This window comes from Haloarchaeobius caseinilyticus, assembly GCF_051207395.1.
In the GTDB taxonomy this organism is placed as follows: domain Archaea; phylum Halobacteriota; class Halobacteria; order Halobacteriales; family Natrialbaceae; genus Haloarchaeobius.
On sequence record NZ_JBPJZC010000001.1, the window covers coordinates 265,431 to 280,873 of the forward strand.

The 15,443-nt window shown below is 64.9% G+C and carries 14 protein-coding genes; 8 read left to right on the top strand and 6 right to left on the bottom strand.

Annotation, left to right across the window (positions count from 1 at the left end; translation table 11 throughout):
- Positions 1-101 precede the first annotated feature (101 nt).
- On the top strand, positions 102-3,230 hold the full coding sequence (locus ACSC1P_RS01435) for a disk-shape morphogenesis protein volactin (RefSeq protein WP_435358343.1): 3,129 nt from the start codon (positions 102-104) through the stop codon (positions 3,228-3,230).
- 27 nt (positions 3,231-3,257) lie between these two features.
- Here ACSC1P_RS01435 and ACSC1P_RS01440 read toward each other — a convergent pair whose 3' ends face one another.
- The 3 genes from ACSC1P_RS01440 to ACSC1P_RS01450 form a co-directional block, all read right to left on the bottom strand.
- The gene (locus ACSC1P_RS01440; RefSeq protein WP_435358344.1) at positions 3,258-3,377 is read right to left on the bottom strand and encodes a rubrerythrin-like domain-containing protein; all 120 of its coding nucleotides are present in this window, start codon (positions 3,375-3,377) and stop codon (positions 3,258-3,260) included.
- A gap of 97 nt (positions 3,378-3,474) precedes the next feature.
- Positions 3,475-4,074, bottom strand: a complete 600-nt coding sequence (locus ACSC1P_RS01445) for an HD domain-containing protein (protein ID WP_435358345.1) — start codon at positions 4,072-4,074, stop codon at positions 3,475-3,477.
- Positions 4,075-4,809: an EthD domain-containing protein gene (locus tag ACSC1P_RS01450; protein WP_435358346.1), complete on the bottom strand. Its 735-nt coding sequence runs from the start codon at positions 4,807-4,809 to the stop codon at positions 4,075-4,077. It lies immediately after the preceding gene.
- A gap of 176 nt (positions 4,810-4,985) precedes the next feature.
- On the opposite strand from ACSC1P_RS01450, the gene ACSC1P_RS01455 reads away from it, so the two are divergent.
- Genes ACSC1P_RS01455 through paaK form a run of 5 tightly spaced genes read left to right on the top strand, consistent with a single transcriptional unit; the run spans position 4,986 to position 11,180 of the window.
- Positions 4,986-6,269, top strand: a complete 1,284-nt coding sequence (locus ACSC1P_RS01455) for an ABC transporter substrate-binding protein (RefSeq protein WP_435358347.1) — start codon at positions 4,986-4,988, stop codon at positions 6,267-6,269.
- 7 nt (positions 6,270-6,276) lie between these two features.
- Entirely contained in the window at positions 6,277-8,316 is a 2,040-nt protein-coding gene (locus tag ACSC1P_RS01460) for an ABC transporter permease (protein WP_435358348.1), read from the top strand.
- A complete protein-coding gene (locus tag ACSC1P_RS01465) occupies positions 8,316-9,113 on the top strand; it encodes an ABC transporter ATP-binding protein (RefSeq protein ID WP_435358349.1) in 798 nt (265 codons plus the stop codon). The genes ACSC1P_RS01460 and ACSC1P_RS01465 overlap by 1 nt, the downstream gene beginning before the upstream one ends.
- The gene (locus ACSC1P_RS01470) at positions 9,110-9,829 is read left to right on the top strand and encodes an ABC transporter ATP-binding protein (protein ID WP_435358350.1); all 720 of its coding nucleotides are present in this window, start codon (positions 9,110-9,112) and stop codon (positions 9,827-9,829) included. The genes ACSC1P_RS01465 and ACSC1P_RS01470 overlap by 4 nt, the downstream gene beginning before the upstream one ends.
- A 58-nt stretch (positions 9,830-9,887) precedes the next feature.
- Complete coding sequence (paaK, locus tag ACSC1P_RS01475; protein WP_435358351.1) at positions 9,888-11,180, top strand: phenylacetate--CoA ligase PaaK; 1,293 nt, start codon at positions 9,888-9,890, stop codon at positions 11,178-11,180.
- A 26-nt stretch (positions 11,181-11,206) separates the two neighbouring features.
- Here the strand turns inward: paaK and paaI are convergent, their stop codons facing one another.
- The 3 genes from paaI to ACSC1P_RS01490 form a co-directional block, all read right to left on the bottom strand.
- Entirely contained in the window at positions 11,207-11,635 is a 429-nt protein-coding gene (gene paaI / locus ACSC1P_RS01480) for a hydroxyphenylacetyl-CoA thioesterase PaaI (protein WP_435358352.1), read from the bottom strand.
- Positions 11,632-12,117, bottom strand: coding sequence for a VOC family protein (locus ACSC1P_RS01485; protein WP_435358353.1), 486 nt, complete (start codon positions 12,115-12,117; stop codon positions 11,632-11,634). The genes paaI and ACSC1P_RS01485 overlap by 4 nt, the downstream gene beginning before the upstream one ends.
- Positions 12,118-12,183: 66 nt before the next feature.
- Positions 12,184-12,912 carry a sporulation protein gene (locus ACSC1P_RS01490; protein ID WP_435358354.1) on the bottom strand — a complete coding sequence of 243 codons (729 nt, stop codon included), beginning with the start codon at positions 12,910-12,912 and terminating at the stop codon, positions 12,184-12,186.
- Between the two features lie 122 nt (positions 12,913-13,034).
- On the opposite strand from ACSC1P_RS01490, the gene ACSC1P_RS01495 reads away from it, so the two are divergent.
- Both ACSC1P_RS01495 and ACSC1P_RS01500 read left to right on the top strand, forming a co-directional pair.
- Complete coding sequence (locus tag ACSC1P_RS01495) at positions 13,035-14,303, top strand: M24 family metallopeptidase (protein ID WP_435358355.1); 1,269 nt, start codon at positions 13,035-13,037, stop codon at positions 14,301-14,303.
- A gap of 101 nt (positions 14,304-14,404) precedes the next feature.
- Positions 14,405-15,442 carry an AF_0692 family protein gene (locus ACSC1P_RS01500; RefSeq protein ID WP_435358356.1) on the top strand — a complete coding sequence of 346 codons (1,038 nt, stop codon included), beginning with the start codon at positions 14,405-14,407 and terminating at the stop codon, positions 15,440-15,442.
- Position 15,443 lies beyond the last annotated feature (1 nt).

A 15,443-nucleotide genomic window follows, 5' to 3' on the forward strand; every position in this document is an offset into this window, starting at 1 on the left:
GCCGTCGGTGACGCGGGGGAATAAAAGTTGGTAAAATAACATAATTCTCCTGTCTAGAACACCAAGACCTATGCTCTTCACCGGGGCGTATCTGAGTGGAAATGGTGGCTGGACTGGACATCGGGACGGCGGAACTGGTGGCTGCGCTCGGGGAGGACGCCGGCGGGTCGGTATCGACATCTGACGCGGTCGTCGCGTCTGTGGCGGTAGACACACTGGCTGACGCTGGGTTCGACCCGGCCGACTGCTGCTGCATCGAACGCAACGGGACGGTCTACGTGCTCGGCGACGACGCGCGAGCGGTCGCCGCGGAGACCGACACGGCTGTCGAACCACTTCTCTCCCACGACGTACTCGTCCCACAGGAACACGACGAATCGATGCTGTCGACGCTCGTGGGCGAACTGCTGGGCGATGTGGCGACCGATGGCGGCCACGTCTGTTACACGACGCCCGGCCCGTTCCGGGACGGCGAACAACCGCTCGACGCGCACCGCGAGACGGTCGCGGCGGCGTTCGAGGGACTCGACTGCGACGCGGCCCCGCTGAGTCCCGGGCTGGCAGTGGTCTACGGCGACGGGGCAGCCGGTTACACGGGTCTCGGCGTCGCGGTCCGTGAGGCGACGACGAGCGTCTGTCTGGCGTACTACGGCGTGCCGGTCTGCTCGTTCACGCTGGCGAAGGGACAGACGTGGCTGCACGAGACTGCGGCGGCGACCGCGGGCGAATCGGTCGACGCGGTGGCCGAGGCCGCGACCGACTTCGCGCTTGGTTTCGACACCGGGACGACCGGTATCGAGGGCGCGCTCGCCGAGGCGTACAATCAACTCGTCGCCGAGGTGAGCGAGACGGTCCAGACGGAAGCGACCACGAGCGACATCCAGTCCGGTGCCTCCGCGCCTGTCGTGCTCGCTGGCCCCGGTAGCGTCCCCGGCCTCGAAATCTTGCTCGGCGGGCAACTCGACGCGGCCCCGCTGCCCTTCTCGGTCGCGGACGTTCGCCGCGCAGAGGACTCTGACACCTGCGTGGTCCGTGGCGCGCTGGCCGCGGCCGAAGCCGGTGTCGACGGCTACGAAGGCGTCGCGTGGGCTGGCGACGATAGCGTGGCAGAAGCCGAAGACGCTGGCGACACTGACGACCGGCTCGGCGTCTCGCGCGCTCCCAGCGGAGCCCCCGACGAGGCGAGCGAGAACCGCGCCATCGAACAACTGTTCGAACGACTCGGCGACCGCGATGACGAACTCGCGTCCATCCGCGACGACCTCGAAGCCGTCGGCGACGACCTCGCCGCACAGCAGGAGGCGAGCGCGCTGGTGACCGACCTCGAAGCGGTCGAGGCTGACCTCGACACACTGGCGACGGACCTCTCGACGTTGGACGAGCGAGCAGCCGACGACACCGACCTCGCGGCCCTTCGCGAACAGACCGACGACCTCGACGACTCACTCGCGTCGCTCACCGAGCGACTGGACGAATTCGGCGACGAGTTCGACACACTGGGTGCGGACGTGGGGACACTGGACGACGACCTCACGAGTCTTCGCGAGTCGACAGCGACGGCCGACGCACTGGCCGACCTCGCCGAGACAGTCGACGGACTTCGGGGTGGCCTCGACGCCCTCGACGACCGTGCAGCCGACGCCGAGACGGTCGCAGACCTTTCAGCAGCCGTCGACGACGCGGACGAAGCGAGCGAAGCACTGGCAGAGACGGTCGAGACGCTCGACGCGGAAATCGCCGCACTCCGCGACGACCTCGACTCGTTCGACGACCGGACTGCCGCCGCCACAGACCTCGAAGCACTCGAAGCCACCCTCGACGACGTGGAGGCGGACCTCGCGGCGCTGGTCGAGCGAGCCGACGCCACCGACGAGACGACGACCGAACTCGGTGAGACGACGGCCGACCTCGGTGAAACGACCACCGACCTCGACGAACAGGTCGCTGGCCTCGACGGCCGAACCGGCGAACTGGACGATCGTGTGGCTGGTCTCGACGACCGCGCCGACGCGGTCGACGACCGATTGGACGACCTCACGACGCGCGTCTCGGACGCGACCTCCGGCCACGAACAGCTGGGTGCCGACGTTGCCGAACTACGCTCGGACCTCGACGCGACCGAAGACCGGGTCGACGAACTGGCAGAGACGGCCGCGGAAGCAGCAGCAGTCGAGGCACTCGCAGAGACGATGTCGGACTTCGAAGCCCGCCTGACCGAGGCGACGGCTGGGCGTGCCGACGCCGACGACGTGCAGGCCCTTCGCTCCGACCTGCTGGACCTCGACATGGCCGTCGCCGACCTGCAGGAGTCGGTCACCGAGACCAGACAGCGCGCGGTGACGACGGAGACAGTCGAGTCGCTCGGCGACGACCTCGACTCGCTCGACGACCGGACCGAGAGTCTGGCCGACCGAACCACGGCCCTCGACGACCGACTCGCGACGCTGGCCGACGAGGCTGCGACCGAGGACACGCTCGCCGACGTGACCGAGGACGTCACCGCGGTCGTCGAGACGGTCGACTCGCTGAGCGACGAACTCGACATCGTGGCGACGACCGCCGCGGATGCGGAAGCCACCGCAGCAACAGCGACCGAGGCCGCGACCGATGCACAGGCCCGGGCCGAGACAGTCGCCGAAGAGAGCGCCGACGCAGAGACGGTCGACGACCTCGAAGCCGACCTCTCGACACTCGACGAACAGGTGACCGAACTCTCCGAATCGGTCCCGTCGTCGGCCGAACTCACCGACCTTCGCGAGCGAGTCGACGACGTTGCTGTAGAGAGCGCCGACGCCGAGGCCGTCGCAGCCCTCGCAGAGAGCATCGAGTCGCTGGAGGACCGACTGGCCAACCTCAACGGACGGCTGGCGGCAGTCGACGACATCGAAGATTCGGTCGACGACCTGTCGTCGGCCGTCGACTCGCTCCGCGAGGACACCGCATCGGCGGACGAACTCGCAGCCGTCGAAGACGACCTCGCCGACCTCCGGGCGGAGACGGCCGACCGAGACGAAGTCGCCGCGGTCGCCGACCGCAAGCAGCCAGGATTCGCGGGGCTGTTCGGTGCTGGACTGGCCGGCGGTGGCATCGTCGGCGGCGGACTCACGCTCGTCCAGGCGAGTGGAAGTAACGCGGAGATGGCAGGTGCTGGCGCGTTGTTGCTCGGAGTAGTGCTCGCCGGCGTCGTCTACTGGCAGGACGAGACCGGCGCAGCAGTACAGAAAGAATAACGGGCTGGAACGGCCCGATTCTCGCGGTTATTCTCGTGGCGTCGCGACGTTTCGCAACTCGCCACCGCACTTCGGACACTCCTTCTCGCCGTCGTGGTCGACGCGCAGGCCGCAGCGAAGACACTCGTATTCGATTGCATCTGTCATGATAACTCTTCTAGGGGTCCATCCACGTTAAGGGTTGCCACGATTCTTGCGTCGTGGTAGCTCGTTACGTCTCGGCCGACTCGACTGTGTCCCGTGATTACTCCTGTGTCTGGCTGTACTTCGCGACCCACTCTTTCAGCGTGATGCCCATCGCCGACTGCGTGATGGCGTTCGAGGACGCCGAGTTTGCGGACTTGACGAGTTCGGCTTCCATCGTCCGTTTGGGCACCTCACCGAGGAAGTGCGGGATCGCTCGCTGCACCGTCAGCGGGACGCCGACCTCGTGCGCCAGCGCGTAGCCAGAGATGGAGTGCGGAATCTCCTCGCTAGCGTAGTGTTCGCGGTCAGGCTCGTCGAGTGTCTCGTCGTCGACGAAGTCGACGTACTCGTAGCACTTGCCCACGTCGTGGAGCAGGCAAGCGGCGACGACGACATCGAGGTCCGGGTCGGCCCCGTGGAACTCGCGCTGAATCTCGGCGGACTCGATGGCGATTTTCGTGACGCCACGGACGTGCTCGACGTTCGTGACCTCGTGGATGTTCCAGGCGTACGGAATGTCGGCGATGTCGCGCCAGCCGCCGCGTTCCAGACCCAGACACCACGCCTCGATGACCTGCTCGCGCAGGTCGTCGTCCTCGATGCGCTCCAGTTCGGGGAAGGCGTCCCGGACCTGCGCGTCGAAGTCCGGTGTGGACATTCAGTATCCCTCTTTGTCGCCGACCTCGTTCTTCTGGACCGTCTCCTGACCGATGAAGCGCGGGCGCTTCTCGATGGCGAGGAAGTTGTCCACGTCCTCACGGGCCTTCGCGGCGACTTCGCGGGTCGGGTCGTAGTCGCGCGAGCCTTCGCTGCCGAGTGCCTCGTGCAGGTCGTCGAGCGTCTCGAAGTACAGTTCGGCGACGCCGTCGAACTCGGTGTTCTCTGGGTCTGCCGGGTAGACGGTCTGGTAGCGAACGACGCCTTCGATGTCCTTCGCCAGCGGCGAGTGGTTGTTCTCCCAGTAGTCGCGGAACTCCTCGTGGCTCATGCCGTCCTTGCGGACGAGGAAGGCCGAGTGCTTCCAGAGGCCGTCGGTGTCGCCGTCGACCTCGTCTTTCCACACTTTCTCCTCGCCGATGAATCGGGGTCGGGCCTCCACGTCGAGGAAGTTGTCCACGTCGTCGCGGGCCTTGGCGGCGATTTCGCGGGTCGGGTCGTAGTCGCGCGAGCCTTCGCTGCCGAGGGCTTCGTGCAGGTCGTCGAGTGTCTCGAAGTACAGTTCGGCGAGCCCGTCGAACTCGGTGTTCTCCGGGTCGGCCGGGAGGACGGTCTGGTAGCGGACGACGCCCTCGATGTCTTTGGCGATGGGCGTGTGGTTGTGCTGCCAGTAGTCCACGAACTCGTCGTGGCTCATGTCGTCTTTGCGGACGAGAAGGGCGATGTGCTTGTACATACGGGTGGCACGTCGAAGGCTCCGGCAATAAAACCCAACGAACCGCCTAACGGTGATAACCATCGTTTTCGCAAGACGCAGACACGATATCGACGTTTCACGAATCGGGAATCACGTATAAATGCAGTCCATGTGGGGGCGAACGGCTTTACCCGATTTTTAATAATGAATCATCTATGGCACGGGATACCAATGACCGGGTGGTTCAGTCACGAAATAATCGGTCCCTGGGTGGGGGGCGCTCGCGCCGGACCTTCTTGAAGGCAGCCGCTGGCACGGGCGCAATCGGCCTCGCAGGCTGTCTGGGGAATATCGGCGGTGCAGGTGGCAACACCGACTCCGTCACATACGGCGTCGTCAGTCCGATGTCGGGCGCGTACTCCAGTCTCGCACCGGGACAGCGAAACGGCGCGAAGTTGGCGATACAGACGCTCAAGGACGACGACGACTTCGACTTCGACATCGAGGCCGTCTACAAGGACGGCAAGACGGAGGACACAGCGTCGGTGCAGGCGGCGACGCGCGCTATCGAGCAGGACGACGCGACGTTCATCATGGGCGCGATTTCCAGTTCGGTCGCGCTCGCGCTGAACGAACTCGCGGCCGACGAACAGGTCATCTACAACCCCGGCGGGGCCGCGGTGCCCGTCACGGGGAGCGGCTGTAACGAGTACGTGTTCCGGGCGGAGACGAACACGGCACAGATCGCCGAGGCGGTCTCCGACTACACGGTGAACAACCTCGGGTCGAACGTCTGGTTCCACATCGCGGACTATGCCTACGGCGACTCGGTCCAGAACCGCGTCCGCTCGCGGATGGAGGAGGCGAACTCGAACCTCAACGTCGTCGGCGAATCCGCGTCCGAACTGGGGTCGTCGAACTTCGACTCCTACATCAGCCAGATTAGCAACTCCGACGCAGACGTGGTCGTCGTCGGCATGACCGGCAGCGACCTCGTCTCCTTCACGAGTCAGGCAGTCGACGCCGGCCTCTCCGAGGACGTCGAAATCATGGCACCGACGATGACCTTCCAGGTCGTTCGCGGCGCGCTCGGCCCGAAGGCGTACGGCCTGTACGGCGGCGTCCGCTACGTCGCAGACATCGACAATCCGCAGAACAACACCTTCCGCGAGAACTACATGGCGATGGACGAGACCAGCGCGCCGCCGGACAACTTCGCCCGGGTCGGCTACCAGTCCATCATGATGACCGCAGAGGGCATCAAGGAAGCCGGTTCCACGAACGTCGACGACGTCATCGACGCGCTCGCCGGCCTGGAGATGGACAGCATCCTCGGCACGAACCAGTTCCGGGGCTGTGACCACCAGGCGCTCAACCCGACCTGGATGGGTCAGTGTGTCGAACCGGACTCCGGCGAGATGGCCGACGTGGAACTCCTCTCGAAGGTCGAAGGCCCGGACGCGATGATACCCTGCGAAGAAACGGAGTGTTCGCTGTAAGCAACCGATGTTCAGCCTTCCACTGGTGAGTGCAGGGGCCGTCCTCGACCAGGTCATCAACGGGTTGACCGTCGGGATGGTCTACGTGCTCCTCGCAGCAGGCCTGTCCATCATCTTCGGCGTGATGGACGTCATCAACTTCGCCCACGGTGAGTTGCTGGCACTCGGTGCCTACCTCGCGTTCGCTATCACTGCCTCGGGCGTCGGGAACTTCTGGGTCGCCTTGCTCGTCGCACCACTCATCGTCGCCGTCCTCGGCGCGGGGATGGAACGGTTCACCATCCGCCCGCTCTACGGCAGGAACCCACTGTATCACATCCTGCTCACGTTCGGACTGGTGCTCATCTTCGTCGACGCTATCGAGTTGATTTGGGGCACACAGCCACTCGGGACGCTCGACACGGGCAGTCTCTCTGGCACGGTGACGATTCTCGGCTTCGAGAAGCAACTGTACAGCTACTTCGTCATCGTCGCTGGCGCGCTCGTCTCGACGGGCGCGTGGCTCGCGCTCGAACGGACGCGATTCGGTCTCGTCGTCCGCGCCGGGTCGATGGACCGCGACATGGTCCGCCACCTCGGCATCGACATCGACAAGTACTACACGCTGGTGTTCGCCTTCGGCGCGTTCCTCGCCGCCGTCGGCGGCGTCATCCTCGCTGGCCGGCAGACCGTCGGCCCGAGCATGGGCGGTTCGGTCATCATCCCGGCGTTCATCGTCGTCGTACTGGGTGGCCTCGGGTCGTTCCGCGGTGCGGTCGCGGGTGGCCTGCTCGTCGGCGTCGTCCAGACGCTCGTTCGCTGGCAACTCCCGTTCTTGGAGGGACTGGTCGTCTTCATGCTGATGATCGGCGTCCTACTCGTCCGCCCGCAGGGGCTGTTCGGGAGCCCAGAGTGGCACGACCCCGGCGAAGGCGGCGAACTACTCACCGGTGCTGGTGGCGGGTTGCTCACGTCGAAACAACGACGGGCACTCGGCGGGACAGTCCTCGGCTTACTCGCGTTGGCCCCACTCGGCATCGGCGTCCTGTGGGGCTCGTTCTTCGTGAACACGTTCATCGTCGACATCCTCATCTGGGCGCTGTTCGCGCTCAGTCTGGACCTCGTGATGGGCTATACGGGACTGGTCTCGCTCGGGCACGTGCTGTTCTACGGGCTCGGTGCGTACGCGACGGTGTTGTTCGCGCTGTACCTCGTCCCCTCGATTTGGCTGGCCCTGCTGGCCGGCATGGCCGTCGCCGCGCTCATCGCGTGGATCGTCGGCTACCTCTCGATTCGCGTCTCGGGCGTCTACTTCTCGATGATTACGCTGGCGTTCGCCGAACTGTTCGCCAGTCTCTCACAGAAGATGCCCGGCTTGCGGGGCGAGTTCAACCCGATTCTCAGTTCCATCGGGCTGCCGACCATCCCGCCGCTGACGAACGGCGAGGACGGAATCGGTGCCGACGCGTTCTACTACGGCCTCACGTCCGGCCCGGAGTTCGGTGACATCGCGCTGCTCGGCGCTATCGAACTGCAGTACTACGTCATCCTCGGCCTCGTCGTCGGGTCGTACTTCGTCGCCCGGCGACTCATCGACGCGCCCTTCGGGAGCGTCTTGCAGGCGATTCGTGAGTCCGAACAGCGCGCCTCGTTCCTCGGGTACGACACGACCGCGTACAAGCGCCGGGCGTTCGTCGTCAGTGGCGCCCTCGGCGGCCTCGCAGGCGGCCTTCGCGCGACGCAAAACCTCGGTCGGGCCTCGCCCGGCTTCCTCGATTGGCTCCTCTCTGGCGAGGTCATCGTGATGACCTTGCTCGGCGGGATGGGGACGCTGTACGGCCCGATGATTGGGGCTGCAGGCTTCCTCTCGCTCGAAGAACTGCTCGTCGAACAGGGCATCGAACAGTGGCAGGGCGTCCTCGGTATCGTCTTCGTCTTGTTCGTCATGTTCGTCCCGCGCGGGATGGTCTCCATTCCGTCGCTGCTCAAACAGCGCCAGCGGGCCGCCACGAGCGGTGACGGCGGTGGCGGCAGTCCCGACGCCGACGCGACGGAGGTGTCCGACTGATGGCGAGCAGTGAACAGACTGGTGCCGAGCCAAAGACCGGCCAGCCAGTACTGGAGACGAACCACCTCACTCACCGGTTCGGCGAACTCGTCGCTGTCGACGACCTCACCCTGCGCGTGAATCAGGGCGAGTTCCGGAGCATCATCGGCCCGAACGGCGCCGGGAAGACGACCTTCTTCAACCTCGTCTCGGGGGCGTTGCTCCCGAGCGAGGGGTCGGTCGTCTTCGCCGGTGAAGACGTGTCGCAACTGCCGCCGCACGAACGCGTCCGCCGCGGTATCGGTCGCTCGTTCCAGATTACGAACGTCTTCGGCGGGCTCTCGGTCAGAGAGAACGTCCGGCTCGCCGCGCAAGCGGTCGGCGAGCGACGGTCGGCGGCGGAGAACGTGTTCCGGCACAAGGACTCGTTCGACGACCTGAACGGGCGAACCGACGACGTGCTGTCGCGCGTCGGCCTCGCGACCCGTGAGGACGAACAGGCGTCGACGCTCTCTTACGGCGACCGGCGGCGGCTCGAAATCGGCCTCGTGCTGGCGACCGACCCGAAACTCGTCATGCTCGACGAACCGATGGCCGGGATGAGTACCGAGGAGACCAGAGCCACGATGGACCTCATCAAGGACGTGCTGGGCGACCGGACCGTCCTCCTCATCGAACACGATATCGAACTCGTGATGAACGCATCCGACACCGTCACCGTCCTCAACCGCGGCGCAGAGTTGGCGACTGGGCCACCGGAGGCTGTCGCCGAGAACGAAGACGTGCAGCAGGCGTACCTCGGGGGTGGCACGCTATGAGCCTGCTCGAACTCGACGACGTACACGGGGGCTACGGCGAGACGGACGTCCTCACCGGCGTCACGATGGACATTGAGGAAGGGGAGGTCGTCTCGCTCGTCGGGCGTAACGGCGTCGGCAAGACGACCACGCTGCGGAGTATCGTCGGTGTGGTCGACCCGACCGCCGGAAGCGTTCGGTACGATGGCGAAGACATGACGGGCGCGTCCGCCGAGGACGTGGCCCGCGCTGGCATCGGCTTCGTCCCAGAGGAACGACGCGTCTTCCCCGGACTCACCGTCACCGAGAACCTGCGAATCGGCCAGTTCGGCGGCGGCGACAGCAGCTATCGCCGGTCGGTCGAGGACATCTGGGAACTCGACGCCTTCGAGAACTTGCGCGAGCGAAAGAACTCGCGTGGGACCGACCTCTCCGGCGGCGAACAGCAGATGCTCGCCATCGCGCGGGCGCTCGTCGCCGGGGCCGACACGCTCTTGCTCGACGAACCGACAGAGGGCCTCGCGCCTATCATCGTCGAGCGCGTCGCCGACCTCGTCGCGGAACTCAACGAGGAGGGCATCACCGTCTTGCTCGTCGAGCAGAACGTCGCCGTGGCGAGCAGGCTCGCCGACCGGGTGTACGTCCTCGACAAGGGCCACATCGTCTTCGAGGGGACGCCCGAGGAACTGGACGAGAATCAGGACGTCAGAGACCGCCACCTCGGCGTGAGTCTCTGACAATCAGCTGACTGCACCGACCTCAAGCTATTTACTGACACGAAAGATGGTTCAAAACATGGTTTACAACGACATCGAGACTGCCTCGCGCGAGCAACTCACCGAGGTACAGACCGAGCGCCTCCGAGACACCGTCGAACACGTTTACGAGAACGTCCCGTGGTACCGCGAGCAGTTCGAAGAAGCGGGCATCACACCCGAGGACGTCGAGAGCGTCGACGACATCTCGAAGCTCCCGTTCACAACGAAAGAGGACATCCGCGACAACTACCCGGACGACCTGTTCGCGGTCGGCCACGAGGACCTCCTGCGGGTTCACGCGTCCTCGGGGACGACCGGCAAGCCGAAAATCGTCGGCTACACCGAGGGCGACCTCGGCGTCTGGCGTGAGGTCATGGCGCGGTCGCTCGCCGCCGCAGGCGTCGACTCGGACATGATGGTCCAGAACGCCTACGGCTACGGCCTGTTCACCGGTGGTCTCGGGTTTCACGACGGTATCGAAGAACTCGGTGCGGCCGTCATCCCGACCGGCGGCGGCAACACGGCCCGACAGATTTCGATGCTGCAGGACATGGAGTCCGACGTCCTCTGCTGTACCCCGTCGTACTGTCTCTACCTCGCCGAGCGCGCCGAGGAGATGGGCATCGACGTACGTGACCTATCGCTCTCGCGAGTCGTCATCGGCGCGGAGCCGTTCACCGACCCGATGCGCGAGGAGATCGAGGAGGCCCTCGGCGTCACTGCGGTCGACGTGTACGGTCTCTCCGAAATCATCGGACCGGGCGTCTCCATCGAGTGCGCCGAGGCACAGGACGGGCTGCACATCTGGGAGGACCACTTCTACCCGGAGGCCGTCGACCCGGTGACGGGCGACCCCGTGGAGCCAGGCGAGGAGGGCGAACTCGTCCTGACGTCCATCACGAAGGAGGCCTTCCCGATGATTCGCTACCGCACCGGCGACATGACGCGACTGCACTACGAGACCTGTGAGTGTGGCCGCACCGCGGTCCGCATGGACAACGTCACCGGGCGCTCGGACGACCTGCTCATCGTCCGCGGCGTCAACGTCTACCCGAGTCAGGTCGAAGAGGTCATGCTCGACATGGAGGCCGTCGCGCCGTACTACCGCATCGACCTCTACCGCGAGGGCAACCTCGACACGATGGAACTCACCGTCGAACACCACGAGGACTACGACGGGACCCACGACGACCTCGAAGCCGACATCGAGTCGAAGCTACTCGACGTGCTGGAAGTCAAACCCGACGAGGTCGAAGTCGTCGGTCCCGGCGTCATCGAGCGCACAGAGGTCGGGAAGGTAAAACGCGTATTCGACCACAGAGACGAGTAGCGCAGTCGACAGTCCAGCCGTCTTTTTCAGTCGACGAACCGGTACACCCGACCGCGGAACGTCGCCACCCGTTCGCCGTCGTCCACTGTCGTGATGTCTATCTGGTACTCGGCGGTTCGTCCGGCCATGTGCGTCTCCTCGGCCTCAGCCCGAAGAGTCTGGCCGACTTCGGCCGCCATGAGGTAGCTCATGTTCGTCTCCAATGCGACCGCAGTCGTCCCGTGGGAGTTCGAGGAGGCGGCGAAGGCGGCGTCGGCGAGCGAGTAGATGACGCCGCCGTGGGGCGTCCCGTGGAAGTTACACATGTCCTCGGCCAGCGTGAGTTCGAGCGTGGCTGTGCCCGCGCCGAGGTCGACCAGTTCGATGCCGAGTCGGTCGCAGAACGGGTCTGCGTCGATTTTCTCTCGCAGTTCGTCGGGGATTTCGTCGGCGTCGTCGCTGGATTCGTCGCTCATCGCTCCACCTCCGCCACGTCCTCGACGGGGCCGCCGTTCACGTACAGTTCTTCCGGGGGCAATCGCTCCGCGTGGTAGTCGTCGTGGTACTCCATGAGTTGAAACAGGGTGCCGGTCGGATTCGCCGGCGAGACGAACGCTTCGGTCCACGTATCGAACTCGGCGCGGTCGACGACGCGGCAGTCGGCCGCTTCGAGCGACTCAACGACGGCGTCGATATCGGCGACTTCGAGCGTGACGTGGTGCAGGCCGGGACCGTGCCTGTCGAGGAAGTCGGTGAGAAACGAGTCCGATTCGATGGGCTCGATGAGTTCGATGCGCGAGGCGTCGCCCAATCTGTAGTAGACCCACCTGAACCGGTCCTCGACGGTCTCGTCGGAGAGTTTCTCACAGCCGAGTGCCGTCAACACGGGTTCGGCATCGGCGACCGAATTCACGGCGATGCCGACGTGGTCGACCCGAATCGGCGTGTCGTGTGTCATCGGGAAACACGAGGGCTGCGGGGACCTTAGCCGTTCAGGTGCGAACAGGCTGCACTCGCCAATTCGTCAGGCGTGCTGTCGAACAATCCGCTCGAGTTCGTGCTGCACTTTCTCGCGGTTCGTCCCGGTGACGGTCATGCCGGCGCGGGACTCGTCCGTGTCGGCCCACTCCGAGAGGAGGCCACCACGCCGGTCGATTTCGAGGTACACTTGCACTGCGTTCTGGCTGGGCGAACAGATGACTTCGAGTTCGTCGAGTTTGCCACGGAACTCGCCGCCGCGCGGCTTGAACTCGAACTCCTGGATGAACGGCTGGCTGTGGCCGAACGAGGCCTTCTCGACGTCGGCCTTGTAGAAGCTGAAACCGAGTCCCTCGACGGCGTCGAACAGCGTGTTCATCCGGTCGCCGGGCTGGACGTCGATGTAGTCCGTGTCCTTCGGGTCGACCGCCCAGTCGATGTCGAGGCCGGTCTTCAGCCAGACCTTGACGTTGCCCATCGTGACCGGTGTGCTGTACGGAACTCGGATGTCGACCGTCTCCTCGCGTCGCTCACCTTCGCCGATGGTGAAGTCGTGGCCGACGTGGAACTTGTCGATAACGGCGTCGCGGTAGCCGTCGTCGGTCTTGTACCGCGTCATCAGCGCGAAGTAGATGTCGTCGATCTCCTGTTCCGTGGAGCCGCCCTCGATTTCGACGGTGGCCTCGACCGTCTCGCCTGGGTTGACCGTCGTCTTCGGGAGGATGGTGTCGACGTTCGCTGCGCCGATTCCGACGCTGGAGAGTATCTTCTTCATGAACGTCCGGGATTACACCCAATCGATTTATAAGTTTTTTGTGAGTTTTCGGACCGGATTCGCCGTCGTGTGCGGGAGTCTATCACCGTAGTTTGATAGGGATACTGCGGGTAGAGTCGAGTATGTACGAACGCACGTTCATGGAAGGGACGCGTGGGACGCAGGCGGTGGACTGGGAAGAGCGCATCGACGTGAAGCGACTCCGTGAAGAGCGCTACGCGAAGGCGCTCGCCCGCCTCGAAGACTCGGACCTCGGTTCCATGCTGCTCGTCTCGGACCCGAACATCCGCTACGTCACCGGCCTCGCGATGACGGGCGGGTCGGGTGCCGACCACTACACCCTGCTCACAGAGGAGGGCGACGTGGTCCACTGGGACACCGCAGACCACGCCACGAACCAGCGGTTCAACTGTCCGTGGCTGACCGACATCCGCTACGCCTGTCCCGGTCTCGGGAACGTGCCGCGGGCCTCTGGGCGCGACTCGGCCCGCGGCTTCCTCAAGCAGAAGATGGCCGACATCGTCTGCGAGGCGATGGAAGAGTACGGCGTCCACAAGGAGCCGATGGGCCTCGACGTGGGCAACGCCGGCCTCATCTCCGCGTTCGAGAACAACGACGTGGAGGTCCGCACGAAGGAGTGCGTCGACCTGATGCACGACGCGCGAAAGGTCAAGACGAAGGACGAAATCGAGTGCCTGCGACAGGTCGCCGCCATCTGTGAGGCTGGCTTCCAGAAAGTCACAGAGAACGCGCGACCGGGCAAACGCGAGTCCGAAGTCTGGGGCGACGTGACGAAGGAACTCTGGCGACACGGCGCGTTCGTCGGCGGCGGCTACCTCACCTCCGGCCCGAACACGTGGCCGAAGCACCAGGCCAACACCACGGACCGGATGATTCGCCCCGGCGACATCGTCTACGCCGACATGTACAACATCGGCTACCTCGGCTACCGTTCCTGCTACTACCGTACCTTCTCCATGGGCGAACCGACGCAGGCCCAGAAGGACGCCTACGAAATCGCCCGCGACAACCTCTACGACGTGCTCGACCGCATCGAACCGGGTGCGACGACGGACGAAATCTGCAAGGGCTTCCCGGACATGGAAGGCGAACACGCCGACTGGTACGGTGCCACCGACCACTGGCAGATGACCACGAACCATTGGGCGCACGGGCTCGGTCTCCAACTGTACGAGGTGCCGCTCATCTGGCGCGGGCTCTCGCCCGACCACCCCATCGAAATCGAGGAGGGCATGACGATGGCCGTCGAGACGATGGAACCCGCCGACCGGCAGGGCGTCCGCGTCGAGGAGATGGTCGTCGTCCGCGAGAACGGCGTCGAAGTGCTGAGTCAGTGGCCCGTCGACGAGATTACGCGAATCGACTACTGATTGCGGTCCCGGGGCTCAAGAGCGCATTTTTCGGACTGTTGCCAGGGCGACATTCGGCGAGAAGATTCATCCTTTCTGCTGTCCATGCTCGGGCAGCACGTATGGATACTCGACCCCCATCTCTCGGCCACCGGCTCTACTTCTGGTTCACGCTGGCGACCCTGTCGACGGTACTCCCGGAGGTGGTCACCTTCAACGACCCAGTTCCGTGGGATTCGGCGTTGGGGTGGTACCTCGGGTATCCAGTCTACGGCCTCCACGTCCTCGTCCTCGGCGGATTCATGTTCCGACACCGATTGGCGGGATACGCTACGTTACTCGCCTACGGCGGCCTGTTCGGCCTCTTCGAAGGCTACCTCATCAAGCAACTCTGGAACCCGAACTGGGGCGTCGAACTCACCGCGAACGTCGGCGGGGTTCGCCTGTTCCACACGACGATGCTGGTCTTTTTCGTCCATCCGATACTGGCGTTCGTCCTGCCACTCCTGCTCGCCGAGCGCCTGCTTCTCCGCCCGGGTCGGCTGACCGAGCGACTCCCGGCCCGGATTCAGGGCTTCCGGGGGACCGCCACGATGCTCGTGCTACTCGGGGTGTACCTCGGGGTCGTGCTGGGCGGAAACTTGCCGGGGCAGGCGGCTATTCGCCAGCCACTCGTCTCCACCGTGGTACTGACGGGGCTGGGGTTGGTGTGGCGGGTCGGGCTGTGGGGACACCGGTACCGACTGGAAGAACTGCTCCCGACTGGCCGCTGGCTGTCCGGGTTTGCAGGCGTGCTGTTCGTCCTCTATCCGGTGTACACCGTCACGATACGACCCGACGCACTCCCCGAGCGACTGCTACCCCACGCCATCGTCTGGGGATTGTATCTCCTCTTCGCTGCGACTATCGTGCTCACCACCTGGGGAACGACCCCCGTGAGCGTCCCACCCCGAGCAGGACTGACGAGGCGGCAGGTGGTGGCGTTGACCGGACTCTTCCTCGGTGTGTTGTTCGTCGTCGCGCTGGTTCAGGCACCGACCACGCAACCCGGTATGACCCTGACGGTCCTCTCGTTCGTCGGTCTCGGGGTGGTCAACTGCTGTTTGCTGGTGGCAGTGGTTGGGCGAGGGGTGGTGAGCAGAATCGTCGGGACGATGTGAG